We start from the raw sequence: 22,860 nt of genomic DNA, 5'->3' as shown, positions 1-22,860 counted from the left end.
CTCGCACGGGACTAGTCATGGGCGACCTTCGCCAGCAGCGCGTCGACCTCGGCCTCGTCGGGCATCGCGTCGGCACAGGCGAGCTGCCCCGCGACGTAGGCCCCGGCGGCGTTGGCGAACCGCATGATCCGGGTCAGATCCCAACCGGACAACAGTCCGTGGCACAGCGCGCCGCCGAACGCGTCACCGGCGCCGAGACCGTTCACCACGTCCACCGGCACCGGTGGTACGACGGTCTCCTCGGTGCGCGTACGTGCCAGCACACCACGCGGTCCCTGCTTCACCACGGCGAGTTCGACGCCCCTGTCAAGCAGCGCTTGCGCGGCCTTGTCGGGGTCACGGGTGCCCACGGCGACCTCGCACTCGTCCAGGTTGCCGACCGCGACCGTGGCGTGCTCGACGGCGGCGCCGATGACCGTGCGCGCCGTCTCCACGTCGTTCCAGAACATCGGCCGGTAGTCGAGGTCGAGCACGGTGTGCGAACGATGTTCGCGGGCCCGCAGCGCGGCCAGCGTCGTTGCCCGGCTGGGCTCCTCGGACAGGCCGGTGCCGGTCACCCAGAAGATCCTGGCGGCGCGGATGGCGTCGAGGTCCAGCTCGGACTCGTACAGCTCCAGGTCGGGCGCCTTGGGAAAGCGGTAGAAGTACAGCGGAAAGTCGTCCGGCGGGAAGATCTCGCAGAACACCACCGGCGTGGGCAGGTGCGAAACCGGCGTGACGAAGCGGTCGTCCACGCCGAAGCCGCGCAGCGCCTGGTGGATGTAGTCGCCGAAGGGATCCGCGCCGGTCCTCGTGATCACCGCCGATCGCCGGCCGTGCCGGGCGGCGGCCACCGCGACGTTCGTGGCGCTGCCGCCGAGGAACTTCGCGAACGACGTCACCTCGGGCAGGCGTACGCCCACGTCGTTGGGATACAGGTCGACACTGACCCGGCCCATGGTGATCAGGTCATAGCTCACCGGCGTACCTCCTCGATCCGCACGGGACGGTTTTCCCGGCGGGACAGTTCAGCGGCGTCCGCGACGTGGAACGCCTCCAGCGCGTCCGCACCGCCGCACGGCGACGGGATCCGGCCGGCCGCCACGTCGGCGAACGCGGCGAGTTCGGCGACGTAGGCGGCAGCGAAGCGTTCGGCGAAGTTGGCGTACGCCGGGGTGTCGGTCTGGTGCGTTCCTGGTTCGGCCGGTTCGGCTGGTTCGGTGGACGTCAGCGGGGCACGGTGGTCGAGTCCGGCGACCGCCGTGCCCAGGGATCCGTGCAGCTCCAGGCGTACGTCGTAACCGGCGCCGTTGTAGCGCGACACCGCGACCGACACCAGCGTCCCGTCGTCCAGGGTCAGCAGGGCATGGCCGGTGTCCACGTCACCGGCGGCGGCGAAGAAGTCCGCTCCCCGGTTGGCGCCGGTGGCGTGCACCTCGACGACCTCCGCACCGGTCACCCAGCGCACCGCGTCGAAGTCGTGCACTCCGCAGTCGCGGAAGATGCCGCCGGAGGTGGGCAGGTAGGCCGCGGGCGGCGGGGCTGGGTCGAGGGTGCAGGCCCAGACCGAGTACAGCCGGCCGAGCTCGCCGGATCGCAGCCGCTCCCTCGCGGCCTGGTAGCCGGGGTCGAAGCGGCGCTGGAAGCCCACCTGCAGAGGAACTCCCGCGGCCTCGACCTCCGCGAGCACCGCGCGGGTGCCGGCGGCGTCGGGCGCGAGCGGCTTCTCACAGAACACCGCGACCCCGGCACGGGCGGCCCGGCCGACGAGCTCGGCGTGCGCGGCGGTGGGAGCGGCGATCACCACGCCGTCGGGCCGGGCGGCGAACAGGTCGTCGATGCTGCCTGCCGGGGTGAGCCCGAACCGGTCCGCGCAGACCTTGGCCCGGCCGGGATCGGCATCGGCGACCAGAACGGTGTCGATGCCGGGCAGGTCACCCAGGGTGCCGGCGTGCAGCGCCCCGATCCGTCCGACGCCGACCAGTCCGACCTTCATGCCCGCCCTCTCGTTCGGGGATTTCCCCGGGAGAGTGTTCTCTCCCGTCACAACCGTGTCAATAGTTTGTCAGGACATAATGACGTTAGGCTGTCGGGGTGGCCGTACGGCACACTGTCCCCCGGGAGCAACCCGCCCCATGACCGACAGCGACCGCCCACATCGAGTCCGATACTTCCAGCCCAGCTATCTCAGCCTAGGAGCGACCGTGACGCCACTCGCCGTGACGGTGGACCGGCGCAGCCCGGTGCCGCTCTACTTCCAGGTGGCCGAGCAGATCGAGGCCGAGATCGTCGCCGGCAGGCTCGCACCCGGCGCCAAACTGCCGAACGAGATCGTCCTCGCCGACCAGCTGACGCTGTCCCGGCCGACGATGCGCCAGGCCATCCAGTACCTCGTGGACAAGGGACTGCTGGTCCGCAAGCGCGGCGTCGGCACCCAGGTGGTCCAGTCGCAGGTACGCCGGTCGATCGAGCTCTCCAGCCTGTACGACGACCTGGCCCGCGCCGGCCAGCACCCCTCCACGGTGGTCCGCGATCTGGCGCTGTGCCCGGCGCCGGAGGACGCGGCCGCCGCGCTCGGCGTGCCCGCGGAGGCGGAGGTGCTGCGGATCCGCCGGCTGCGGTACGCCTCGGACGAGCCGCTGGCCCTGATGACCAACTACCTCCCGCCGGGGCTGGTCGAGGTGACCGCCGAGCAGTTGCGGGCGAACGGGCTGTACGCCGTACTCCGGGGAGCGGGCATCCAGCTCCGCGTCGCCCGGCAGACGATCGGGGCCTGCGCCGCCTCGGCCGCACAGGCGAAGGACCTGCACGAGAACAAGGGCGCCGCGCTGCTCACCATGACCCGGACCGCGTACGACGACGTGGGCCGGGCGGTGGAGTACGGCTCGCACGTCTACCGGGCCGCGAGGTATGCGTTCGAGCTCACCCTGATCGAGCGCTGAACCCGGATCTCGGTCGAGATCTCCCTGCGTACACAGCGAAATCTCGACGCACCGTTGCCCGGGGTCTGTCCTGCGGCAGACCCCGGATGTCGGGCGGATGTCTAGATGTCGGCCAGCCGGTCGACGCGCTCACGCAGCCGCTCACTCGCCGGACGGCGGCGGCGACGGCGCCGGCGGAACAGCCGGATGTTCTCCCGTGCCAGGTCGGCGGCCCCGACCAGCCCGGCCTCGTTGCCCAGTGCCGCGCGCTGGATCTGCGCCTCCGGGCGGAAACCACGACCCGTCAGCGACCGCTTGAACGTGTCCCGGGCCGGTCCCAGGAAGAGGTCGCCGGCCTCGGACACCCCGCCGCCGACCACGAACGTGCCGGGGTCGAACGCCGCGGCGAGGTTGGCCAGCCCCACGCCGAGCCAGCGGCCGACCTCCTCCAGCAATTCGACCGCCACCGGATCGCCGTCCTTGGCCGCCTCGGTCACCGACGGCCCGGTGATCCGCAGCGGGTCACCGCCCACCCGGTCGAGGAGGTTCTGCGCCACCGGCGAACCCGACGCCGCGAGCTCGCGGGCCTCCCGGACCAGGGAGTTGCCGCTGGCGTACTGCTCCCAGCAGCCGCGGTTGCCGCACTCGCAGCGATGCCCGCCGGGAACGATCGTCATGTGGCCGAACTCCCCCGCCACGCCGTACTTCCCGCGCAGCATCACGCCGTCGGTCACCACCGCGCCGCCGATGCCGGTCCCGAGCGTCACGCAGACCAGGTGGCTCTCCCCCTGGCCGGCCCCGAACCGCCACTCCGCCCAGGCGGCGGCGTTCGCGTCGTTCTCGATGATGACCGGCAGCCGGACCCGGCGGCGTACGGCGTCCCGCAGGGGTTCGTGCCGCCACGCCAGGTGAGGCGAGAAGAGCACAGAGGCGCCGGTCACGTCGATCCAGCCGGCGGCGCCGATGCCGACGGCGGTCACTTCGTACCGGCTGCGCAGCTCCGCCACCACGTCGGCGATGGTGTCCTCGGTCGCCTGGGGACTGGTCGACGGGGTGTCCCGCCGCAGGCGTTCGAGGATGTTCCCCTCCGGGTCGACCACGCCGGCGGCGACCTTCGTACCGCCGATGTCGACCCCGACGGTCAGTGCCTGGATGAACGCCATCATCGCCGCCGGGCGAGGTCGGCCGCCCCGATGATGCCGGCCTCGTTCCCGAGGACCGCGGGGCGGATCTCCAGGGTGGGCCGGTGGCCGCGGGCGGTGAGCTGCCGCCAGAAGGCGTTCCGGGCCGGCTCCAGGAGCAGGTCGGCCGCCTCCGAGACGCCGCCGCCGATGACCACGACGGCCGGGTCGAGGATGGCCGCCAGGGTGGCGATGCCCTCGCCGAGCCAGCGGCCGAGGTCCTGGACGAGTTCGGTGGCCGCGGTGTCGCCGGCGGCCGCGGCCTTGGTCACCATCGGTCCCTCGATGCGGTCGGCCGTGCCGCCGGCGAGGGCGAGCAGCGCGTCGGCCTGGGACGGGCTGGACCGGGCGAAGTCGCGGGCCTCCCGCACGAGAGCGCGGCCGCTGGCGTACTGCTCCCAGCAACCGCGGTTGCCGCAGCCGCACAGGTGGCCGTTGGGCACCACACGGAAGTGGCCGACCTCCCCGCCGACGCCGAACGCGCCGCGGTAGAGCTCGCCGTTGAGGACCAGTCCGCCGCCGAGCCCGGTGCCGATGGTGAGCAGGATCATGTCGTCGACGTCGCGGCCGCCGCCGAACTGGAACTCCGCCCACGCGGCGGCGTTCGCGTCGTTCTCCACCACGGTGGGCAGGGAGGTGCGGGCCTGCACGGCCTCCTTCAACGGCTCCTTGCGCCAGGCGAGGTTCGGCGCGAACAGCACCTCGGAGCGGCTGGCGTCGACGAAGCCCGCGGCGCCGACCCCGATCGCCTCGACCTCCTGGCCCTCCGCACGGCTGCGGAGTTCCTTCACGACCTCGACGATCGCCGCGACGATCTCGGGCGGGCTGGTGGCAGGGGTCTCCCGGCGGCCTTCGGCGACGATCTTCCCCGCGCTGTCGACCAGCCCGGCGGCGATCTTGGTGCCGCCGACGTCCACGCCGATGGTCAGCCCACGGGTCGGCCCACCGGTCAGCCCGGTGGAGTCTTCGACGTCGGCAGTTGCCCTCGCGGCTGCCGGCGTACCCGCCGGGCCGTCCTGACCGGCCTCGCGCACGTCACTCACGCCAGTGTGCCCCTCTCACCGTCTGTTGCTGATGCCGAAGCGATGCTCCCGGGCAGGTCCGTCGGGTGGCCGGGGCACCAGGAGCGGACCCGAGCTTCCGGCAGAGGTTATCGGGTCGCGCACGCACCGAAACCGTCGCTGTCACCGGTCGGCCCGCCGCGAGCCGCGCGGCCGGGACGGCCCAGCACTGCCCAGCACTGCTCAGCACTGCCTCAGGCCGAGCCCTGGCCCTGCTCGACCTTCTTCTTCAGCTCCTTCAGCGCGGTGTCGATGATGACCTTCTCCGCCTTGCGCTTGATCAGGCCGATCATCGGGAACGTCACGTCCACCGCCAGCCGGTAGGTGACCTCGGTGTTGCCGCGGCCCTTGTCGCGCAAGGTGTACGCACCGTCCATCGCCTTGACGACCTTGCCCTCCACCAGGGTCCAGCGCACCTCGCGGTCGGCGTCCCAGGTGTAGCCGAGGGTGTACTCGTCCTTGATCGCGCCGGCGTTCAGCACGAAGCGGACCCGCTCCGGCCGGCCGGTCCGGTCGTCGACGGAGAGCACCTCCGCCTCCTTCACCGCCGCCGCCCAGCTCGGATAGGACTCGAAGTCGGCGATGACGGACATGATCTGCGCCGGCTCCGCCGCGATGGTGACGCTTGAGCTCGTCTGCTCTGCCACTGTGCCCTGCCCTCCGACTGAACCCTTGGTGTCCCCGCCTTGGCAGGTTATCGAAAAGGAGGTGCCGGGTCCCGGCACCCGCCCCGGCAGGGCCCAACCGGCCACGAGGGCCGGGTCCGGTCAGGTCGGTCCGTGGTCGGTCAGTGGTCGGCCGGTGGTCGGCCGGTGGTCGGTCAGTGGTCCCAGACCGGCTCGGGCACCTCCGTGACCGTACCGTCGGCGGAGAACACCACGAACCGGTCGAACGACCTGGCGAACCACCGGTCGTGGGTCACCGCGACGACCGTGCCGCCGAAGGAGTCGATCGCCGACTCCAGCGCCTCGGCCGAGGCCACGTCGAGGTTGTCGGTCGGCTCGTCGAGCAGCAGCATCGTCGCGGCCGCGCGGTCGGTGCCCACCGGCGTGTCCCCCGACCTGCCGCCGGGCAGGTTCGCCGGATCGCCCGCGCGAGTGCCCGCCGAGGTGCCCGCAGACGGGCGTGCGGACACCGACCCGGGCGTACGTACGCCGTCGCGGCGGACTCCGAACTCCAGCAGCAGGATCTGGAACCTCGCCTGCTGACCGCCGGACAGGGTCTCGAACCGCTGGTCCCTGGCCGCGGTCAGCTCGTAGCGGTTCAGCGCGGGCGCGGCCGCCGCGAGCGCGACGGCGTGGTCCTCCCAGAGGATCTCCAGCAGGGTGCGGCCGGTCAGCTCCGGTCGCTCGTGGGTCTGGGAGAAGTGGCCGGGTACGACCCGGGCGCCGAGCTTCCAGGTTCCCTCGTGCGCGACCGCGTCCTCACGTGGCCAGCCGGCGAGCAGTCGCAGGAAGTGCGACTTGCCGGTGCCGTTGGCGCCGAGCACCGCGAGCCGTTCGCCGTAGAACACCTCCAGGTCGAACGCGGAGGTGAGACCGGACAGCGCAAGGCGTTCGCAGGTCAGCGCGCGAACGCCGGTACGCCCACCGGTGAGCCGCATCCGGATGTCCTGGCGGCGCGGCGGTGCGGGCGGCGGCCCGGCAGCGTCGAAGCGGGCCAGCCTGCTCACCGCCGCCTGCGTCTTGGGCGACTTGGCCGCGCGGAGGGTGTCGACCAGCGTCTGCAGCTTCGCCCGGTCCTCGTCCCACCTGCGCCGTAGTTCCCCGAACCGGGCGTGCCGGTCCAGGCGAGCCTCGTGGTAGGAGCGGAAACCGCCGCCGTGCACCCAGGCCGCGTTGCCCTCCCGGCCGCCTTCCAGGGTGACGATCCGCTCGGCCGTCGCCGCCAGCAGCTCGCGGTCGTGGGAGACGAACAGCACCGTCTTGTCGGTCTCCCGCAACCGGCCCTCGAGCCAGCGCTTGCTGGGTACGTCGAGATAGTTGTCCGGCTCGTCCAGCACCAGCACCTGGTCGGGGCCGCGCAGCAGGGCCTGGAGCACCAGCCGCTTCTGCTCACCACCCGACAACGTGGTGACCGGCCGCCAGGACGCCCGGTCGAAGGACAGCCCGAACGCCTCGGTGCAGCAGATGTCCCACACCACCTCGGCGTCGTAGCCGCCGGCGTCGGCCCACTCCGCGAGCGCGGCGGCGTAGGCCACCTGGGTGGGCTCGTCGTCGCGGTCCATCATGGCGAGCTCCGCGCGCTCCAGCCTGGCCGCCGCGGACCGGATCCGCGGCTGGGCCACCGACAGCAGGAGGTCCCGCACGGTCTCCGTGCCCCGTCCCGTGCCGACGAACTGCCGCATCACGCCGAGACCGCCGCTGCGGGACACCGCACCGGCCGCGGGCTCGAGGTCGCCGGCGACGATGCCGAGCAGGGTCGTCTTGCCCGAACCGTTCGCACCGACCAGGGCGACCTTCGCGCCCTCGCCGACGCGGAAGCTCACGTCGGTCAGCAGCGGCCGTCCGTCGAGCAGCTGGTAGCGGACGTTCACCACGTCGACATGGCCCATGACAGCCCAGTGTGGTGGCGGCTCGCGGCCGACCGCGAACCATTAACGGCCCGGCGTCGGATCAGCGGTGCTGCTGGGCGTAGTGCGCGGCCAGGAGGTCCTCGCCCCAGTCGTTGCGCAGGTCGCGCCAGACGGTGTGGATGTGGTTGGCGTCGTTCTGGGTGTTGTCGTACTCCAGCACGAACGTCGGGCCGGCCACGGCGTAGTAGTGCCGCTCGCCGACGCCCGGACGCAGCGAACCCGCCCAGCTGAAGGTGACCCGCTCCAGACCGGCCTTCTGCACGTCGTGCCAGGACGCCTCGGCCACCTCGGGCGCCGACCGGCCGAGATAGTGCCGGACCAACGTCTCGAGGTGCCCGCGCTGGGGGTCGGTCATGTCGGCGTACGCCAGACCGCGGGGAATCGGGCCCGCGTCGGCCACCGGGTCGCGCCGGGTGAGGATGTCGTCCGGCGCCTCCGCGGCGACCACCGCTCGCGCCTGCCGGTCGGAGTCGAGGGAGGCCAGCAGGGCGCGGCCGAGGTCCTCGGACTCGGGAAGGGTGCGCAGGCCGGTGTGCGGTCCGGACAGCACGGTGGCCGGGTTGGCGCCGAAGAACTGCGGAGTGGACGCCACCTGGTCACCGACCACGGCGAAGTGGACGGCCAGGTGGTGGCCGTTGACCCGCCACGCCCACGGCTCCGGGCCGGCAGGGTCGCCGAGGACGCGGACCCAGAAGAACCCGGAGTTGCGCTGCTGCCACATGTCCGAACCGGCCTCGCGCTCGACCTCGCGCAGGATGCCGTCCAGCGTCATGATCGCCTGCGCCCGGCCGTGGCCCTCGGCGCTCAGCCCGGTCGCCAGCAGCGCGGCGGCCAGGCCTCGCTGATCGTCGGACATGTCGGCCAGGGCGAGGCCGGGCCGCGGGCCGGGCAGGTAGGTCCAGGCCCGGTGGTCGTCGGTGTCGAACGGCGCCGTGGCGGCCGTCCGCTGGTCCGGTGTCAGCGCGGCCAGGAACGTCGTCGCAGCCGCGACCATCCGAGCTGTCGTACCTGCCTGGGTTGCGGGCATCGGTCCTCCACGTTCGCCGTCCAGAACGCCAGTCAGGCTAGCCGGGGCCACCGACAGAACCCGGCCCGCTCGGGCACGCTGTCCCTCATCGGCCGGAGGGGCGACGTCCGGCCGTGATGCCCTCAGAGGATCTGGGTCAGGTTGACCATGTTGCCGTCGGGGTCGTGAACGTGGGCCACGCGTTCGCTCCACGGCATGTCGTTCGACGGGCCGAGCACCCGGCCGCCGGCCGCCTCGACCTCCTCCAGCAGGCCGTCGACGTCGTCGACTCGCACGCTCAGCAGGATCCGCGACGGGACGGACAGGTCTGCCGCCGCCTCACCGACCAGTCCGAGTTCGGAGTCGCCCACCTTCAGGCCCACGAAGAAGGCGGGTCCGTCGTCCGGGAAGCTGCGCGTCTCCACCGCGCCGAGCAGCCGCTCGTAGAAGGACCGCAGCCGGGGCAGATCAGGAGTGACGATGATGGGGTGGACGCTCGCCATGTCCGCTCCTTTGTTCGCTTCACGTCGCTGTCCACGGTGGTACGGCCCGGCGGAGCGAAACTCATCGGTGGACAGGGAATTGCCCGCGGCCACCGGGACGCGCGTCAACCGGAGGCGCCGACGGCGGCCGGGGAGACACCGGCGGGGAGGCCGAAGAGCGGGAGCAGCCGGTCGATGTCGAGGCAGGTGGTGCTGCCGGTGACCAGCCCTGCCGACACGTCGAGGACGACCAGCCCGAAGGGGACGTGGACGCCGTCGGGGCCGGGCCGGGTCTGCCAGAACGCCGGTGAGCCGTTCGCCGCGACCGGGACGAGCCGCGCGCCCTCGCAGGACGCGCCGGGGGCCAGCAGCACTCGCCTGATCTGCTCCCGGCCGCGCAGCCACCAGACGAAGGGCGGCATGGACATCGTCGCGTCCTCGTGCAGCAGGGCGACCAGCGCGGCGACGTCGTGCCGTTCGAACGCGGCGCAGTAGCGGGCGAGCAGCTCGCGCTGGGCGTGGTCGGACGGCCGCAACGGCTCACCGGGCACGCCGCCGACCGCCCGGAGCGTCGATCTCGCCCGCTGCAGCGCGCTGGTCACCGACGCGACGGTGGTCTCCAGGAGGACCGCGACCTCGTCGGCCTTCCAGGTCAGAACGTCGCGCAGGATCAGCACCGCCCGCTGCCGGGGCGGCAGGTGCTGCAGCGCGGCGACGAACGCCAGGCGGATCGTCTCGCGCCGTACGGCCAGCTCCCCGGGGTCACCGTCCATCGGCAGCACGAGGGCATCCGGGACCGGCTGGACCCAGAACCGCTCCGACGCCGGCTCGCCGATGCCCGACCCGGCCTCCGACGCCGGGCCGAGGTCCATCGCCAGAGCGCGGCGCTGGGCGCTGCGCAGCATGTCGATGCAGATGTTGGTGGCGATGCCGTAGAGCCAGGTGCGCAGCGACGCCCGCCGCTCGTCGTAGCGGTCGAACGACCGCCAGGCGCGCAGCAGCGTCTCCTGCACGGCGTCCTCGGCCTCGAACCCGGAGCCGAGCATGCGGTAGCAGTAACCGGTCAGCTCGGTCCGGAACGGCTCCAGCCGGGACCCCTCACCGGTCGTCGTCTTGGGCATTCCCAGACCATACGGGCCGGCACCGACACATCCCGGCGGGACGGGACCGATGAGTTTCCGGCCGTGCGTCCGTACCCCTGCCGAGACAACGGTACGGACGACAGACGACACATCCGACACGGACTACAGGGACAGGAGAACGGGATGACCGAGGACGACCTTCGCAAGGCGGTGGCGGCGGAACGCGCCGAGCAGGCGGAACTGCTCGCGGCCCTGAGCCCGGAGCAGTGGGACGCGCCCACGCTGTGCGAGGGATGGCGGGTGCGCGAGGTCGTCGCCCACACGACCATGCCCTTCCGCGTCTCACTCGCCGGGACGCTGGCGGGGTTGGTGAGGGCGCGGGGAGACTTCAACCGCATGGCCGACCGGTACGCGCGTCGCGCCGCCGCCGAGCTGCCACCGGAGAGACTGATCGCCACGCTGCGGGACAACGTCGGGCACCCGTGGAAGCCGCCGGGCGGTGGCGTCGGGGGCGCGCTCGCGCACGACGTCATCCACGGGCTCGACATCACGGTGGGCCTGGGGCTCGACCGCCCGGTCCCGCCGGAGCGGGTCGCCGCGGTGCTGGCCGGGATGCGGCCGAGGAACATCGCGTTCTTCGGGGCCGACCTCGCGGGGGTGAGGTTGCAGGCGACCGACCTCGACTGGAACCACGGCACCGGGACACCGCTACGGGGTCTGGCGCAGGATCTGCTGCTCGTCGTCTGCGGGCGGCGCCTGCCGCCGGGCCGGCTCACCGGAGAGGCCGCGGCGCGGTTCTCCCGGTAGTGCCCGAAGGCTACGGCCGGCGCCTGACCGATCCGGCTCGACCGTCGACGCGGGCTCGGAGCCGGCGACCGGCCCGGAGCCGGCGACCGGCCCAGAGGCAGCGACAGCCTCGGAGTCGGCGGCAGCCCCGGAGTCGGCAACAGGGCCGGGCAGCGGCCGCCGGCCGACGCCCACCGTCCGGTCCGCCTCCACCTCGTCCTTGACCGCGAACATCGCCGACTTCACCGCCACGGCGAACTCCCGTCGCACCCGCCCCGCCCGCCGGCCGGCCACCGGCCCCGAGGCCGGATCCGATGCTGGATCCGAGGCCGGATCGGCCCGCAGGAACACGTGCACGACGGTGCCGTCCCGGTAGGGCTCCAGCCACAGTTCGGCGGTGCCGGTGAACTCGCCCCGGACGTACCACCGCATGCCTTCCACGCCCCGGTCGTGGTACGGCTCGAGCCGTACCGACGGCCAGCAGGCGCGCCAGAACTCAGGCGCGGTCAGCTGCCGCGCCAGCCGCTCCGGTTCGGCCACGACGAAGGTGTCGTCGGCCAGGTCCACCAGCGGCATCAGGCGTCCTCGCCGGGATAACCCAGCAGCCCGCGCAGCCTGGCCACCGACGCGTCCCACGTCCAGTTCTCCCGAACCCACGCGCGGCCCCGCTCGCCCATCGCCCGCGCGGCGGCCGGGTCCCGGAGCAGCGTGACGACCTTCGACGCCACCGCCACCGGGTTGTACGGGTCCACGACGTAGCCGGTCTCCCCGTGGCGTACGGCGTCCGGCGCGCCGCCGGAGTCGCCGACGACCACCGGCAGCCCGCTGGCCTGCGCCTCCAGGAACACGATCCCGAGCCCCTCCGGCTCCAGGCCGGCCAGCCGGGTGCGGCACGGCATCGCGAAGACGTCGCCGGCGTCGAAGTACGGCGGGATGTCGGTCCACGGCACGGCGCCCGCGAACTCGACGTTCCCGCGTACGCCGGTCTCCTCGGCCAGCCGCTCCAGGTCGGCGCGGTAGGGACCGTCCCCGACGACGAGCAGGGTCGCTCCCGGCACCTCGCGCAGCACGTGCGGCCAGGCCGTGATCAGCGTGTCCTGGCCCTTGCGCTCGGTCAGCCGCGCCACGCACACCACGACCGGCCGGTCGGCGGGAAGGCCGAGCCGCTTGCGGACCACCTCCCCGCCGGTGCCCGGCCGGAACGTCTCCGTGTCCACCCCCGGAGTGAGGCGGGTCAGCCGGGCCGCGTCCTCGGGGGCGAGCCCGCGGGCCAGCACCGAGCGGGTGTACTCCCCCAGGTAGGTGAGCGCGTCGGTGGAACGCCCGATCCGGCGGAACAGCCCGCGTGGACCCGGCACCCGCGCCCACCACGTCTCGTGGCCGTGGGTCAGCCCCACGATCCGCTTCGCCCCGGCCCGGCGCAGCGCCGGCGCGAGCAGGCCGAGGGGTGCGGCGGCCCCGAACAGCACCCGGTCACAGCCTTCGGAGCGCAGCACGCGGGTGGTACGCCGGGCCAGTCCCGGGGTGGGCAGCAGCGTCGAGGTGCGGTCGCGGATCACCGGGAACGGCAGGGTGGCGTCGTACTCACGGCCACCGGCCATCGACGCGGTGTAGACCACCACCTCCGCCGGGGGCATCCGCTGGCACAGTGCGAGTACGAACGCCTCGATGCCTCCCTGCCGGGTCGGGAAGTCGTTCGTCACCACCAGAGTGCGGGCCACGACGACCGACCCTATCCGGCACCCGGTCCGCGGCCGGTACGCACTCGGCTCGCCGCCCCGTCGTCGTCTGATGCCATCGACGGCTCACTCGGTGGTGGCCATCGCGGGAACGGCCGGCAGGCCCTGGCGCCGCGACCACGACCGGATCAGCGCGATCCGCTCCGGCGCGGTGGGATGCGTGGCGTAGAAGACGTACAGCACCGGTGCCGGGGTCAGGTCGCTGCGATTGGACACCGCGAGCCAGCGCTGCACCTGGGCGTACCCCTGCGGGTCCCGGGTCAGGTCGAGGGCGTGCACGTCCGCGCTGGCCTCTATCCGCCGGGAGATCGCGTTCTGCAGCGGCAGGCTGGCCTGCATGCCGATCGCGGTGAGGGCGATCACGAGGGCCACCACCCGCGGGTCGGCGGCCGACCTGAGGCCGGCCCGCCGGCGCAGCCGGGCCGAGTCCAGCAACAGCGCGAGCGCGACCATCCCGGACGCCACCCCGACCGCGCCCACCACGGTCCCGCGCAGCACGTCGTTGTGCTTGGCGTGCCCGAGTTCGTGCGCGACGATCAGCCGCACCTGGTCCGGGGTGGCGTCGGTCAGCAGCGTGTCGTAGACGACGATCCGGCGGGTGGAGCCGAACCCCGACACGTAGGCGTTCAACCGGGTGGTGCGCCGGGACTCGTCGGCGATCAGAACGTCGCCGACGGGCACGTGGTCGCGGGCGGCCAGGTCGAGCAACTCCGTGCGCAGCTGCCCGGGAGGCATCGGGGTGAAGTGGTTGTAGAGAGGTTCGACCAGAACGGGATAGACGAACGACCCGGCCACCACCATCCCCGCGCCGATCGCCGAGCCCAGCGCCCACCACCAGCGCGGAAAGGTCCGGACCAGGGCCAGCATGCCGACCAGCAGCACGGCGGTGACCGCGAACGTCACCCCGAAGGCGATCGCGGTGTCGCCCGCCCAGCCGGCGTAGCTCTGCGTGGACACCCCGCTGTCCCGGCGGACGTTCTCCAGCCACAGGTCGAACGGCAGCACCAGGATCCGTACCGCCAGAGTCACCGCGAAGGTGCCCAGAACGACCCGAAGCCACCACCGTCGTACGCGGGGCAGCAACGCGCCGGCGATCCGGGCGCCGGTCCTGGTCAGGCCGAGCCATGCCGAGACCACCAGCCCGGCCAGGCCGGTGAGGTACGCCGGAGCACGCACCAACTGCTGGAACGCCACACTGCTGGCGATCTCGGTCCGGTCGAAGTCCTCGGTCAGCGGCGCGGTCGACGTCGGCAGCAGCGTACTCGTGCGAGCCCACGGGCTCCACGGCGTGGTGACCAGGACGAGTAGGACGAGCCCGGCCAGCAGCGCCACCAACACGACCGTCGCCGACCGTCTGTCAATCCCTGGTTGACAACAGTCCGCCTGGTGACGCGCAGCCGTCCGGCCACGCCCGATCTGTCGCGGACGTACGGAATCCGGCCGAGGTACGGATTCCCGTAGCCGCACGTTCCCCCGTCGACGCACGTTTCCCCCAACGCACGCTCCGAGCCCGGCCGGCTAGGTCCCTGCGGCCCGCGGTCTCGCCACAATCCTCACCCCGTCGTCAGCCGGTCGCCGCCAATTCGGCCAGCCGGTCCGGCAGTAGGCCGGTCGTTGCGCACCGACCGTTGCCCGGCGCGCGGCAGCCGGTCGTTGTCAATCGGCGGTTGTCAAATCGGTCGTTGTCAATCGGTCGTTGCCAGCCCGGCGGTCAGTCGTCGTCGCTGTGTTCTCGTACGTACGCACGCCATCCCTGCACGAACCGGTCGGAGGAGGTGCCGAGGACGCGCCGATAGACGCGTTCCTGGTCGGCCTTCGTCCGGGCACCGTCCATCGCGACGTAGAAGCGCAGCAGCGTGGCCTGGTCCCAGTGGTACGCGACGTAGCGGCAGGCCGTCCACGCCGACTCGTACGCCTCGTCCAGCGCCCTGGCCCGCGGGTCGAACTCCGCGCCGCTCGGCAACGCGTCCGGAGCACCGCGACGGTGCACGTCGCGAAGGAACTCGTGGGCGATCACCGCGGACGGCAGCCCGGACCGGTGGAAGCCCACGTAGTCGGCGAAGCCCTCCGACAGCCACACCGGCATGCCGCTCACGGTGGCGTGCGACGCGACGTGGGTCGCCTCGTGGGTGAGGACGACGAGCCGGCCGAGGCTGCCGATCTGGTCGAACGTGTGCGGGTTGACCACGATGTGGGAGGCGAGGGCAGGATCGGGCCGTCCGACCGAGGTCGTCACCGCCGCCACCGCGGTCTGGGTGTGTGAGTCGACCCCGATCAGTCGTTCCATCTGCGTCTGGCTGGGTGGCACCAGAACGACGACGTACTGGTCCCACCTGCGTCCCCACACCTCCGACACCCGCCGGACCGCGAGATCGGCGGTGCGCGCGAAGCGGCGAAGCTCGTCCCGGCCGGCGGATCCCGCCACCATGCTGTGCTCGCCGTGAACGACGTCGATCCGTTCGGTCAGCCACAACGGCAGCGACGTGTCGGGCCCCTGCCCTTCCCGGTCGCCGGCGAGATAGCTGGCTCCGTCGCGGTCGACGAACACCATCCGCAGCGTGGTCCTCCACGGCTGGGTGTCGCCGGCGGCGAGCCGGAAGGACAGTTCGGCCGAGGCGACCCAGGCGGACGGCCCGAGTGCGGCCCGCCGGGCGGGAGCGAACCCGCGCGTGTCGACCACCGGGGTGCCGAAGTGCACCTGGCGCACCCGCATCCGCTGGAGGTTGTCGAAGGTACGGGCGGCTGTCGCGGCGAACGCACGGGCCCGCGGGTCGACCGTGGCGAGGTAGGCACGCCTGTCACCTGACCGGATCGCGGCGGCCTGCCGGCCGAGCAGGTCCTCCGCGACGGCGACGCGCTGGGCGGTGAGGTGTCCACTCCGTGCGGCGAGCGTGGGCCGGACCGCCGGGGCGAGGTCGCCGGCACCGCGGGTGGCGCCGCGGGAGTCCAGTGAGCCGACCGCGGACGGAACAGCCGATCCGGTCATCACCGCCACGGTGGACGCGAACACCCCGGACACCAGCAGAATGCCGGCGACGAGGGCGGCGAGGGTCCGTGCCGCGAACCGTCGGCGTGGAGCGGCCCGACGGCGTACCCGCTGCGCAGAGTCGCCGATCACACCCGCATCGTACGGAAAAAGCTCGCCGCCTCTCCCGCTGAACGAGGAGAGGCGGCGAGTGGACAGCTTTGTGCCGTACGAGGATTCTGCGGGACCCTATCCGGGTCGCACCGCGCCGGCGTACGGCATGTATCGCATCGGGAGGTATTCGACACTCTTGCCCGGGCGGGGCGCGTGCAGAACCATGCCGTTTCCGGCGTACAGGCCGATGTGGTGCCGGTCGGAGTAGAAGAGCACCAGGTCACCGGGCCGCAGCTGCGAACGCGACACCTTGGCCGACATGGCGTACTGCGACCTGGATGAGTGCGGAAGGGACACTCCCGCCGCCTGCCAGGCCATCATCGTCAGACCGGAACAGTCCCAGCTGCTCGGGCCAGCGGCACCGAAGACGTAGGGCTCGCCCAGCTGGGCACGGGCGAACGCGAGCGCGGTGGCACCCCGGCCGCTGCCGGACGGAAGCGGAATGCGCTCCTGCCCACGGGAGGGCCGGTCCGCCGCCTGCTCGCGTGCCTGCACCCGGCGCCGCTCGGCGGCGGTGAGCTGGTTGAGCACGGTCTTGGCCTTGGCGACGTTGGCGTCGGCCTGCTTCTTGCGGGCCTTCGCGGCGTCACGCGCGTCGCGGAGCCGGGCCAGCTCCGCCTGGCGGGCCGCCTTCTGCTCCGACAGCCGCTTCTGCTCGGACTGGAGCTGCAGGAGGAGATCCCCCTGCTGTCCCGCGAACGCCTCCGCAGTGCTCATCTGCGCGATGTATTCCTTCGGGTCCTGCGCGACCAGCAGCTGCACCGTGCTGTCGACGGCACCCGCGCGGTATTCGGCAGCGGCGAACTGGCCGATCTGGCCGCGCATCGAGTTCAGCCGCTTCTGCTGCCGGGCGACGTCGACGTCGAGCTTGCCGAGGCGGCGGTCGATGACCTTCGTCTGGTCGTTCAGCTCGTTGGCCTGCTCGGCGGCCTTCTCCGCCTGCTCGTACAGATCGTCGACCTGCTTGCGAACCTGGCCGATGTCGCGGCGGGGTTCTGCGTAACTGGCCCCGGGGACCGCGGCGACGAGCGCGACGGTGGCGGTGCCGACGGCGAGCAACGCGCGCCCGGGTGGGCAGGTGCGGCGATTGGACATCGGGCGGTGAGCCTCTTCTCCTCGGACGCCTACCGGGTCAGCTGACGGGTTCGGGCCAGGAAGCCGCCCTACGGAGGTCCTGCCGATCCACGTGACCACGTGATCACGTGACCGCCAAGGCCGCCGATTCACCCCGGGAAACCTGGGTCCCCGGCTCTCCTCCGGGTGTCCGGCGGAGACTAAGCGGGTGCCCGCGCCGACTGGGTAGCCGACTTACGCAGAACGGACACTTCGGGCGGCACTGTAGTGAATCGCACCCGAAGCTTTCAAATCCTGCCGACATGTCGCGTACAGGTCCCACGGAAACAGGGCACCGCGGGACCGGTCACGCCGACACGCGGTGGTTGCCGATCGTGGCGACTTCCGCACTCCTCGCTTCCGATGGCGTCCCGGACCGGTCACCGGGCGGCCGAGACGCCGCCCCGATGCGGTGTTTCCGGCTCCGCCAGCCACGGTGGGTGGTCCGGCGACCAGAGGCCGGATTCGGCCAGCACCCGCAGTGCCTTCCGGTCTGCCTCGTCGAGCTCGAACCCCACCTCGCCGAACTCCGGCGGGGCCACCCCCGACGCGTCCAGCCACGCCGCGTCGACCGCGACCGGCACCACCTCCGCCCCCGCGGGCCCGACGGGCTCGACGCCCACGGGCTCGATCGACGAGGGTGGCGCACCGAGAACGACCCCGACCACGCAGTCCTCACAGCGACGCTTCCGCACCACGCAGCGATCGCACTGGATCCGCATGCTGCCCTCCGTCCGTCTCCTCGGCGGCCGTTCGCCCGGCACCTGATGGCGCCTGTCTCGCGTCCGGCTTTCGCCGTTGCCGGAAACGTTAGACACGACCACCGACAGTGCCGCCGAACGAGCACACGGGGGTCAGCGCGCGAGCAGGCGCACCAACGCGTCGGAAGCGATCGGGCGGGCGCCGGAGCGGCGTACCCCGTCCGCGATCTCCCGGTCGCTGGACACCACCACCACCGGACGCCCCTCCGGCTCGGCCGCCACCAGCTGGCGGATCACGTCGTCGGCGCTGACCCCGGCCGGGCTGAACCGGACACGCACCCCTCTCGGGGTGTTCAGCTGCGGCGGCACGGCGAGCTTCGCCCCGTCGAAGACGCAGGTCACCTCGGCGCCGGTACGGGCGGCCACGCCACCGAGCGCGGTCACCAGCCGGGTGCGCTGGGTCTCCAGCGGCAGGGTCGGCCAGGCCGTCTTGGTCACGTTGTAGCCGTCCACCACGAGGTGGACCTGGGGCACGGTGAGCAACGTCTCCAGCGGAATGACGCCCTCCGGCCCCGACGGCAGCCCTCCGGCCGCCGCCTCCCTGGCGGGCACCGAGTCGGCCGGGCGCGACTGCGTGGGCGGCAGTGCGAGCTCCCGGCGCAGCCCCTGCGCCGCGTCCACCAGCGTGTCCAGCAGCAACCGCAACCGGACGCTGGCCAGGTCACGGCCCTCCCTCGCGGAACGACGGTTGACCTCGATCGCCGCCTCCGCGTCCGCGATGCGGGTCCGCAGCCGGCGCAGCTCGGCCTCCGCGCGGGCGGTGTCGGCTGCCGCGTCCTCCCTGGCCCGGGCGGCCAGCTCCGCCTGCCGGGCCGCCTCCTCCTCCGCCGCCCGGGTGCGCTCACGGGACTGGCGCAGGGTGCGCCGCAGAGTGGCGTTCTCCTCCTTGAGCGCGGCGAGCTCGTGCCGGCGCCGGTCGCGTTCCTGGCGTACTCCGGCGCGCGCCTCCGCCACCTGCTCCCGCAACCGGGTGAGCGACTCGGACTCGCGCTCACCGGCCAGCGAGGCGGTCTCGCGTTCGAGCTGGTCGAGCACCTCGCCGACGACGCTCTCCCACCCCTCCGGTCGCAGGACGTACGCCGTGGCGGCCACGTCCATCGGATCGACCGCGGACGGTCGGCGGCCCTCGGTCACCGCCGCGGCGAGATCGGGCACCAGGGTCCGGATGCGGTCGGCCACCCGGGCCCGGAAGTCGGCGTCGGCGTCGACGGCCGCCGCGATGGGGATGGCCGCCAGCCGGGCGCGCCGGCCCGGGGCGAACCGGGCGAACGGCCGCAGAGCAGAGGGCACCTCGTCGGCGGTCAGCTCGCCGAGAGTGTCGGAGGCCATTCCGACGACCCGCTGCCGCACCGGCTCGGGCAGCGGCCGGCCCAGGTCGTCGGGCGGGTCCTGCGACGCCGCTGCTCCGTTGCTCACGGCTGCGAGCGTATCGGCGCACCAGCCGACTCGGGCCCGACTCCCGGCCCCGCCCCCGGCCGAAGACCGTACGGGAGAATGCCCGCCATGCGACCTTTGCCACACGGTTACACCAACCGCACCGTCGGCGACGGTTCGGTCGTGGTCAAGGAGTACGCCGGTCCGGACGCGCGGGGCCGGCGGCGCCGGGAGCAGATGGTGCTCGACCGCCTGGCCGGCACGATTCCGTTGCCGCCGCTGGTTTCCGCCGGCGATCTCCGCCTGACGACCGGCTTCGTCCGCGGAACCCACGGCCAGGACCTCCTCGCGCCGAGCGAGCCGCCGCACCGGGCCGCCGCCGTGCTCGCCGCCTGCGGGCGCACTCTGCGGGAGATCCACTCGGTCGATCCGGCGCGCCTTTCCGGCCTGCCGACGTCGGACGGGGCGCCGGCCGTCCCCGATCTGCCCGGCGGCACCGTCCTCGTGCACGGCGACTACGGGCCGAACAACCTGCTCCTCGACCCCGCCAACACCGCCGTCACCGCCGTACTCGACTGGGAGTTCGCCCACCTCGGCTCCGCGATCGAGGACGTGGCCTGGTGCGAGTGGATCGTCCGGACCCACCATCCCGACCGGACTCCGCTGCTCGGCGAGTTCCACGCCGCGTACGGCGGTCCGCCGTACGCCTGGCCTGCCCGCCGGGCGGTGATGGTCGCGCGCTGTCACGCGCTGGAGGCGTTCTGCACCCGATGGAAGCTCGGCGGTGAGGGAGCTCGGCAGTGGTCCCGGCGCGCGGCCGTCACCGCGGCCTGGCCGGAGTGAGTGGAAGGTGAGCCGAAGGTGAGCGGAAGGTGAGCGGAGGAGCCCCGTCAGGCGCGGAGCAGGCTCGCACGGCGAGGTGGCTCGGTGCGCCCTACCGAGGCGTGGTTAACTTCGCCAGCGTGACGACGAAGGACCGGGAAAACCTCCTCTACCAGCTGCGCTACGCCGTGCGAAACCCGGCGAAAGTGCCGCCCTACGCCCGACGGCTCGCCCGGGACACGGTGCTGCGCCTGCGCAACCGCGACCACGTGGACTACTACCGGGCGGTGATGAGGTCCGACGCGTCCCGCAGCGCCGAGGCCGCGGTGGGCAGCAAGTCCCACGCGCGCTGGCTGGCCCTGGGCCGGATGCAGTTCGACTACCTCGTCGAACACGGCCTGCAGCCCGGCGACCGGATGCTGGAGATCGGCTGCGGAAACCTCCGCGCCGGACGGTTGTTCGTCGACTACCTCGACGCCGGCAACTACTACGGGCTGGACATCTCCCCCGACATCCTGATCGCCGCCCAGCAGACGCTGGTCGAGGACGGCCTGCAGGACAAGGTCCCGCACCTCACCCCGGTGCGCGACCTGAGGTTCGAGTTCCTGCCGGACGCGTACTTCAACGTCGTGCACGCGCACAGCGTCTTCTCGCACTCCCCGCTCCCGGTGATCGAGGAGTGCTTCGCCCACGTCGGCCGCGTCCTCGCTCCCCGCGGGTTCTTCGACTTCACCTTCGACCGCACCGAGGGACGAGAGCACCAGGTGCTGCGCGAGGACTTCTACTACCGCACGGAGACGCTGCTGAAGCTGGCCCAGCGGCACGGCCTGCGCGGACGGTTCATGGCCGACTGGGAGAAGCGGCCGCACGGCCAGTCCAAGATCCGGCTCGGCCACGCCTGACCCCATCCGCGCCGGCGGTAGCCCCGCCGGCGCGGTACCGATGACGTCGTACGAGAACCCACATCGGTCCGCCACCGGCGAGGACCGGACCCGTGGCGCGTCGTTTCGGCCGGTTGTCGGTGGCCGCCCGTAGCGTCTGGCGCATGACCGTCGCGGAACCCTCCCTGCCCGTCCAGGCGAGCTTCGACGAGCTCGGCACCCCCTTGCGGGACGTGACCTTCTGTGTGGTCGACCTGGAGACCACGGGGGGTTCGCCGCAGCAGGCGGGGATCACCGAGATCGGTGCGGTGAAGGTCCGGGCGGGCGAGGTGCTCGGGGAGTTCCAGACGCTGGTCAACCCGGGTGCGGCGATCCCGCCGTTCATCGCCGTGCTCACCGGCATCACCGACTCGATGGTGTCCTCGGCCCCGGGGGTCGGGTCCGCGCTGCCCGCGTTCCTGGAGTTCGCGCAGGGCTGCGTGCTGGTGGCGCACAACGCGCCGTTCGACGTGGGATTCCTCCGGGCCGCGGCGCAGGAGCACGGCCGGCCGTGGCCGTCGTTCGAGGTCCTGGACACCGCGCGGCTGGCCCGGCGGGTACTCACCCGCGACGACGCGCCCAACTGCAAGCTCGCCACCCTGGCCCGCTTCTTCCGTTCGGGCACCGTTCCCCAGCACCGCGCGCTCGGCGACGCCCGGGCGACGGTCGACGTGCTGCACGGGCTGTTCGAACGCCTCGGCCCGCTGGGCGTGCACTCCCTGGAGGAGCTGGCCGCGTTCAGCTCGCGGGTCACCCCCGCCCAGCGCCGCAAACGCCACCTCGCCGACCAGCTGCCGCATGCGCCGGGGGTCTACGTCTTCACCGACGACCGCGGCCGGGTGCTCTACGTCGGCAAGTCCAAGGACCTCCGCACCCGGGTGCGCACCTACTTCACCGCGTCGGAGACCCGCTCGCGGATGGGCGAGATGGTGAGCCTCGCGGCGAAGGTGACCGGCATCGAGTGCGCGACGCCACTGGAGGCGGAGGTACGCGAGCTGCGCCTGATCGCCGCGCACAAGCCGAGGTACAACCGCCGGTCCAGGTTCCCTGAGCGCGCGACCTGGCTCAAGGTCACCGTGGAGCCGTTCCCGCGGCTGTCACTGGTCCGTGAGGTGAAAGCCGACGCGGCGACCTACCTGGGCCCGTTCGGTTCCCGGCGGGTGGCCGAGCGGGCCGTCGCCGCGATCCACGAGGCCTTCCCGATCCGGCAGTGCACCCAGCGGCTGTCCCGCACCCCGCGCCCGGGCTCCGCGTGCGCGCTGGCCGAGATGGACCGGTGCGTGGCGCCGTGCGTCGGTGCGGTCGACGTACAGACGTACGCCACCCACGTCGACGCGATCCGGCACGCCGTCGGCGCCGACCCGACCCCGGTGATCGAGGCGGCCACCCGGCGGATCGGCCGGCTGGTGGTGGAGTCGAGGTTCGAGGAGGCGAGTGTCCACCGCGACCGGATGGCCGCCTTCGTCCGTGCCGCGGCCCGCTTCCAGCGGATGAGCGCCCTGGCGCGCTGTCCCGAGCTGGTCGCCGCGAAGCGCACCGAAGAGGGCGGCTGGGAGGCACACGTGGTGAGGTACGGCCGGCTGGCCGCGGCCGGCGTCGTTCCGCGCGGCACGCCCGCCCGCGCCGGAGTGGACGAGATCGTGGCCACCGCGGAGACGGTCGAGCCGCCACCTCCGCCGACACCGGCCGCGACCGCCGAGGAGACCGAGCGGATCCTCGCCTGGCTGGAGCAGCCCGGCGTACGCCTGGTCGAGCTCGCCGGCGAGTGGAGCTGCCCGGTCGGCGGCGCCCAGGCCCACACCGAGTGGCTGGACACCGCGTACGCCGCTCGTGACGACGTCGTACCCTGCCAGGACCGCAGGCGCCTGCGGCCGACCCACCGGCCGGCCCGATGACGGCGTCCGCCCCGCCCCACCCGC

21 protein-coding genes and 1 riboswitch are annotated in these 22,860 nt (G+C 72.8%); of the genes, 5 read left to right on the top strand and 16 right to left on the bottom strand.

What is annotated here, in order from left to right; genetic code table 11:
* Positions 1–11 precede the first annotated feature (11 nt).
* Together iolC and FHR37_RS07320 are read right to left on the bottom strand one after the other, a co-directional pair.
* Positions 12–959, bottom strand: a complete 948-nt coding sequence (gene iolC, locus FHR37_RS07325; RefSeq protein ID WP_269086090.1) for a 5-dehydro-2-deoxygluconokinase — start codon at positions 957–959, stop codon at positions 12–14.
* A complete protein-coding gene (locus FHR37_RS07320; protein WP_092884979.1) occupies positions 956–1,975 on the bottom strand; it encodes a Gfo/Idh/MocA family protein in 1,020 nt (339 codons plus the stop codon). Before FHR37_RS07320 ends, iolC begins: the two co-directional genes overlap by 4 nt.
* A 208-nt stretch (positions 1,976–2,183) precedes the next feature.
* On the opposite strand from FHR37_RS07320, the gene FHR37_RS07315 reads away from it, so the two are divergent.
* The gene (locus tag FHR37_RS07315) at positions 2,184–2,921 is read left to right on the top strand and encodes a GntR family transcriptional regulator (protein ID WP_237768916.1); all 738 of its coding nucleotides are present in this window, start codon (positions 2,184–2,186) and stop codon (positions 2,919–2,921) included.
* A 101-nt stretch (positions 2,922–3,022) separates the two neighbouring features.
* Here the strand turns inward: FHR37_RS07315 and FHR37_RS07310 are convergent, their stop codons facing one another.
* The 7 genes from FHR37_RS07310 to FHR37_RS07280 form a co-directional block, all read right to left on the bottom strand.
* Positions 3,023–4,063, bottom strand: a complete 1,041-nt coding sequence (locus FHR37_RS07310) for an ROK family glucokinase (RefSeq protein WP_092884983.1) — start codon at positions 4,061–4,063, stop codon at positions 3,023–3,025.
* Entirely contained in the window at positions 4,063–5,124 is a 1,062-nt protein-coding gene (locus FHR37_RS07305) for an ROK family glucokinase (RefSeq protein WP_378079732.1), read from the bottom strand. The genes FHR37_RS07310 and FHR37_RS07305 overlap by 1 nt, the downstream gene beginning before the upstream one ends.
* Positions 5,125–5,336: 212 nt before the next feature.
* The gene (locus tag FHR37_RS07300) at positions 5,337–5,789 is read right to left on the bottom strand and encodes an SRPBCC family protein (RefSeq protein ID WP_092884985.1); all 453 of its coding nucleotides are present in this window, start codon (positions 5,787–5,789) and stop codon (positions 5,337–5,339) included.
* 173 nt (positions 5,790–5,962) lie between these two features.
* Positions 5,963–7,696 carry an ATP-binding cassette domain-containing protein gene (locus FHR37_RS07295; RefSeq protein ID WP_092884987.1) on the bottom strand — a complete coding sequence of 578 codons (1,734 nt, stop codon included), beginning with the start codon at positions 7,694–7,696 and terminating at the stop codon, positions 5,963–5,965.
* Between the two features lie 61 nt (positions 7,697–7,757).
* Entirely contained in the window at positions 7,758–8,744 is a 987-nt protein-coding gene (locus FHR37_RS07290) for a DUF3500 domain-containing protein (protein ID WP_092884989.1), read from the bottom strand.
* Positions 8,745–8,866: 122 nt separating this feature from the next.
* Positions 8,867–9,226 (bottom strand): VOC family protein, encoded by a 360-nt coding sequence (locus FHR37_RS07285; protein ID WP_092884991.1) that lies wholly within the window; start codon positions 9,224–9,226, stop codon positions 8,867–8,869.
* A gap of 104 nt (positions 9,227–9,330) precedes the next feature.
* Complete coding sequence (locus FHR37_RS07280) at positions 9,331–10,326, bottom strand: sigma-70 family RNA polymerase sigma factor (RefSeq protein WP_092884993.1); 996 nt, start codon at positions 10,324–10,326, stop codon at positions 9,331–9,333.
* Positions 10,327–10,470: 144 nt separating this feature from the next.
* Here FHR37_RS07280 and FHR37_RS07275 point away from each other — a divergent pair, with 144 nt between their 5' ends.
* On the top strand, positions 10,471–11,094 hold the full coding sequence (locus FHR37_RS07275) for a maleylpyruvate isomerase family mycothiol-dependent enzyme (protein WP_092884995.1): 624 nt from the start codon (positions 10,471–10,473) through the stop codon (positions 11,092–11,094).
* Here the strand turns inward: FHR37_RS07275 and FHR37_RS07270 are convergent.
* From FHR37_RS07270 to FHR37_RS07240, 7 genes are all read right to left on the bottom strand, one after another.
* On the bottom strand, positions 10,996–11,649 hold the full coding sequence (locus tag FHR37_RS07270) for a hypothetical protein (protein ID WP_092884998.1): 654 nt from the start codon (positions 11,647–11,649) through the stop codon (positions 10,996–10,998). The genes FHR37_RS07275 and FHR37_RS07270 overlap by 99 nt on opposite strands.
* A complete protein-coding gene (locus FHR37_RS07265; RefSeq protein WP_092885000.1) occupies positions 11,649–12,794 on the bottom strand; it encodes a glycosyltransferase family 4 protein in 1,146 nt (381 codons plus the stop codon). Before FHR37_RS07265 ends, FHR37_RS07270 begins: the two co-directional genes overlap by 1 nt.
* A gap of 84 nt (positions 12,795–12,878) precedes the next feature.
* Positions 12,879–14,144, bottom strand: a complete 1,266-nt coding sequence (locus FHR37_RS07260) for a M48 family metallopeptidase (RefSeq protein ID WP_202818187.1) — start codon at positions 14,142–14,144, stop codon at positions 12,879–12,881.
* Between the two features lie 379 nt (positions 14,145–14,523).
* On the bottom strand, positions 14,524–15,930 hold the full coding sequence (locus FHR37_RS07255; protein ID WP_092885002.1) for a gluzincin family metallopeptidase: 1,407 nt from the start codon (positions 15,928–15,930) through the stop codon (positions 14,524–14,526).
* Between the two features lie 96 nt (positions 15,931–16,026).
* Positions 16,027–17,046, bottom strand: a complete 1,020-nt coding sequence (locus FHR37_RS07250; protein WP_092885004.1) for a C40 family peptidase — start codon at positions 17,044–17,046, stop codon at positions 16,027–16,029.
* Positions 17,047–17,056: 10 nt separating this feature from the next.
* Positions 17,057–17,231: riboswitch (cyclic di-AMP (ydaO/yuaA leader) on the bottom strand.
* Between the two features lie 213 nt (positions 17,232–17,444).
* A complete protein-coding gene (locus FHR37_RS07245; protein ID WP_202818188.1) occupies positions 17,445–17,762 on the bottom strand; it encodes a hypothetical protein in 318 nt (105 codons plus the stop codon).
* Between the two features lie 156 nt (positions 17,763–17,918).
* Complete coding sequence (locus tag FHR37_RS07240; protein WP_237768917.1) at positions 17,919–19,241, bottom strand: NYN domain-containing protein; 1,323 nt, start codon at positions 19,239–19,241, stop codon at positions 17,919–17,921.
* Positions 19,242–19,328: 87 nt separating this feature from the next.
* Between FHR37_RS07240 and FHR37_RS07235 the strand changes: the two genes are divergently transcribed.
* From FHR37_RS07235 to FHR37_RS07225, 3 genes are all read left to right on the top strand, one after another.
* A complete protein-coding gene (locus tag FHR37_RS07235; RefSeq protein WP_092885008.1) occupies positions 19,329–20,042 on the top strand; it encodes a phosphotransferase family protein in 714 nt (237 codons plus the stop codon).
* A gap of 119 nt (positions 20,043–20,161) precedes the next feature.
* The gene (locus tag FHR37_RS07230) at positions 20,162–20,923 is read left to right on the top strand and encodes a class I SAM-dependent methyltransferase (RefSeq protein ID WP_092885010.1); all 762 of its coding nucleotides are present in this window, start codon (positions 20,162–20,164) and stop codon (positions 20,921–20,923) included.
* A 143-nt stretch (positions 20,924–21,066) separates the two neighbouring features.
* Complete coding sequence (locus FHR37_RS07225) at positions 21,067–22,836, top strand: DEDD exonuclease domain-containing protein (RefSeq protein ID WP_092885012.1); 1,770 nt, start codon at positions 21,067–21,069, stop codon at positions 22,834–22,836.
* The last annotated feature ends 24 nt before the right edge of the window (positions 22,837–22,860 follow it).

This window comes from Actinopolymorpha cephalotaxi (assembly GCF_013408535.1).
GTDB classification, from domain to species: Bacteria; Actinomycetota; Actinomycetes; order Propionibacteriales; family Actinopolymorphaceae; genus Actinopolymorpha; species Actinopolymorpha cephalotaxi.
The sequence above is the reverse complement of the archived record's forward strand: the minus strand, read 5'-3'. Positions and strand labels throughout refer to the sequence as shown.

What these genes read in the sequence shown, in the direction of transcription:
- FHR37_RS07320 (WP_092884979.1), bottom strand. Translation starts at nt 1,975, where the DNA reads ATGAAGGTCGGACTGGTCGGCGTCGGACGGATCGGGGCGCTGCACGCC.
- FHR37_RS07310 (WP_092884983.1), bottom strand. Translation starts at nt 4,063, where the DNA reads ATGGCGTTCATCCAGGCACTGACCGTCGGGGTCGACATCGGCGGTACG.
- FHR37_RS07295 (WP_092884987.1), bottom strand. Translation starts at nt 7,696, where the DNA reads ATGGGCCATGTCGACGTGGTGAACGTCCGCTACCAGCTGCTCGACGGA.
- FHR37_RS07290 (WP_092884989.1), bottom strand. Translation starts at nt 8,744, where the DNA reads ATGCCCGCAACCCAGGCAGGTACGACAGCTCGGATGGTCGCGGCTGCG.
- FHR37_RS07285 (WP_092884991.1), bottom strand. Translation starts at nt 9,226, where the DNA reads ATGGCGAGCGTCCACCCCATCATCGTCACTCCTGATCTGCCCCGGCTG.
- FHR37_RS07280 (WP_092884993.1), bottom strand. Translation starts at nt 10,326, where the DNA reads ATGCCCAAGACGACGACCGGTGAGGGGTCCCGGCTGGAGCCGTTCCGG.
- FHR37_RS07275 (WP_092884995.1), top strand. Translation starts at nt 10,471, where the DNA reads ATGACCGAGGACGACCTTCGCAAGGCGGTGGCGGCGGAACGCGCCGAG.
- FHR37_RS07270 (WP_092884998.1), bottom strand. Translation starts at nt 11,649, where the DNA reads ATGCCGCTGGTGGACCTGGCCGACGACACCTTCGTCGTGGCCGAACCG.
- FHR37_RS07250 (WP_092885004.1), bottom strand. Translation starts at nt 17,046, where the DNA reads ATGTCCAATCGCCGCACCTGCCCACCCGGGCGCGCGTTGCTCGCCGTC.
- FHR37_RS07235 (WP_092885008.1), top strand. Translation starts at nt 19,329, where the DNA reads ATGCGACCTTTGCCACACGGTTACACCAACCGCACCGTCGGCGACGGT.
- FHR37_RS07225 (WP_092885012.1), top strand. Translation starts at nt 21,067, where the DNA reads ATGACCGTCGCGGAACCCTCCCTGCCCGTCCAGGCGAGCTTCGACGAG.